This window comes from Roseisolibacter sp. H3M3-2 (assembly GCF_029211165.1).
Lineage (GTDB): Bacteria > Gemmatimonadota > Gemmatimonadetes > Gemmatimonadales > Gemmatimonadaceae > Roseisolibacter.
This window is the reverse complement of sequence record NZ_JARGEK010000610.1, coordinates 1-1,669: the sequence shown is the minus strand read 5'-3', so window position 1 is coordinate 1,669 and position 1,669 is coordinate 1. Positions and strand designations below refer to the sequence as shown.

1 protein-coding gene and 1 pseudogene are annotated in these 1,669 nt (G+C 80.3%); both read left to right on the top strand.

Features of this window, described 5'->3' with window-relative positions; translation table 11 throughout:
• Positions 1 to 1,123, top strand: a 1,123-nt coding sequence (locus tag PYV61_RS25065) for a HAMP domain-containing sensor histidine kinase (protein ID WP_275836611.1), incomplete at its 5' end; no start/stop codon positions are given.
• An 84-nt stretch (positions 1,124 to 1,207) separates the two neighbouring features.
• Positions 1,208 to 1,669: pseudogene (locus PYV61_RS25060) on the top strand (hypothetical protein); the annotation flags it as partial.

The following is a 1,669-nucleotide window of genomic DNA, read 5'->3' as shown; positions in this document are numbered from 1 at the left end:
CCCGGACGGCGCCGACCGGCGCGGCGGCGGCGGCGCGCGCGCGGCGCGGGCGGCGCTCGCCGTGCGCCTGCGGCACGCGAACGGGCTGCGGGACCCGGTCTCCCCGGCCGCGTCGGACGACGCGGTCTGGCGCTCGCGCTTCGCCGCCGCGCACGCCGTGGACGGCCCCGACGGCGGGTTCACGGTGGAGGTGGCCGTGTCGGAGCCTGTGGGCGGTCGCGCCGTGGCGGCCGCGATGCCCTCGCGCAGCGAGCGCGCGATGCTGGGCGGCGTGCTGCTGCTCGGCCTCGGGTTCGCCGCGGCCGCGGCGCTCGGGCTGCGGCGGCAGTACCGGCTCGCCGAGGCGCGCCGGACGTTCGTCGCCGCCGTCTCGCACGAGCTGCGCACGCCGCTCGCCCACGTCAACGCGCTGAGCGAGACGCTGCTGCTCGGCCGCGCGGAGTCGCCGGAGCAGGCGCAGCGCTGGCTGCGCGCGATCCACCGCGAGGGGCGGCGCCTGAGCGTGCTGACGGAGAACGTGCTGCTGCACGCGCGCGGCGAGCGGCGCGGCATCCGCGCGGCGCCGCAGTGGACGGACGTCGGCGCGGTCGTCCGCGACGCGGTGGGGCTCGTCGAGGCGCAGGCGCAGGCGCGGTCGGCGCGCATCGTGGTCGCCGGCTCGGCGGCAGACGGCCCGGCGGGCGGCGCCGGCGGCTGGGTCGACGCGGCCGCCGTGCGGCAGATCGTCATCAACTTCCTCGAGAACGCGCTGAAGTTCGGCCCCGACGGCCAGACCGTGACGGTCACCGTCGACGTGGAGCCCGCGCGCGCGCCCGGCGCGGCCGGCGTGCTGCGCCTGAGCGTCGACGACGAGGGGCCGGGGGTGCCGCCCGCCGACCGCGAACGCATCTGGAAGCCGTTCGTGCGCCTCGCCGAGGGCGGAAGCGCGCCGGCGGGCACGGGGCTCGGGCTGAGCGTCGTGCGGCAGCTCGTCTCGGAGCACGGCGGGCGCCGCGCGGTGGCCGACGCGCCGGGCGGCGGCACGCGATTCCTCGTCGAGCTGCCGCTCGCGGCGCCCGCGCCGCGCGCCAGCGCGACGGCGGCGGCGGAGCACCCGCGCACGATCGCGGCGACCGGGCGCTGACCGACCCGGGGCGATGGGTCACCGCACCACGCCCGCCGCACCGCGGCGGCGTAGCGTGTGGCTCCCTCAACCCTGGTGCGTGCCATGCTGCGGTCCCGCCGCCTTCCGGCGCTCGTCCCGCTCCTCGCGTTAACCGCCACGACGGCCGCGGCGCAGGGGCGCGCCGCCGCCGACACGCCGCTGCACGTCGCGGCGAGCCGGTTCGAGTTCGTCGCCGGGGGCGACGCGCCGCCCCCCGCCAAGCCGCTCGCCGTGCACAACGGCGGCGCCGCGCCGCTCACCGGCGTGCGGCTGACGCGCCTCGCCTACGCAGACTCGGCGCGCGGCGCCGCGTGGCTCGTCGCGACGCCGCGCCAGTCCGCCGTCGCGCCGAACGAGCTCGCGACGGTCGGCACGCTGTGCGTCGACGCGTCCGGGCTCCCCGCCGGGACGTACCGCGCGTCCGCCGCCGTCGCCGCCCGCGAGGTGCCCGAGCCGGTCGCGATCACGATCACCCTCGTGGTGACGGACGCCGGCGCCCGCGCGCGGCTCGCCGGCCGCTGCGCC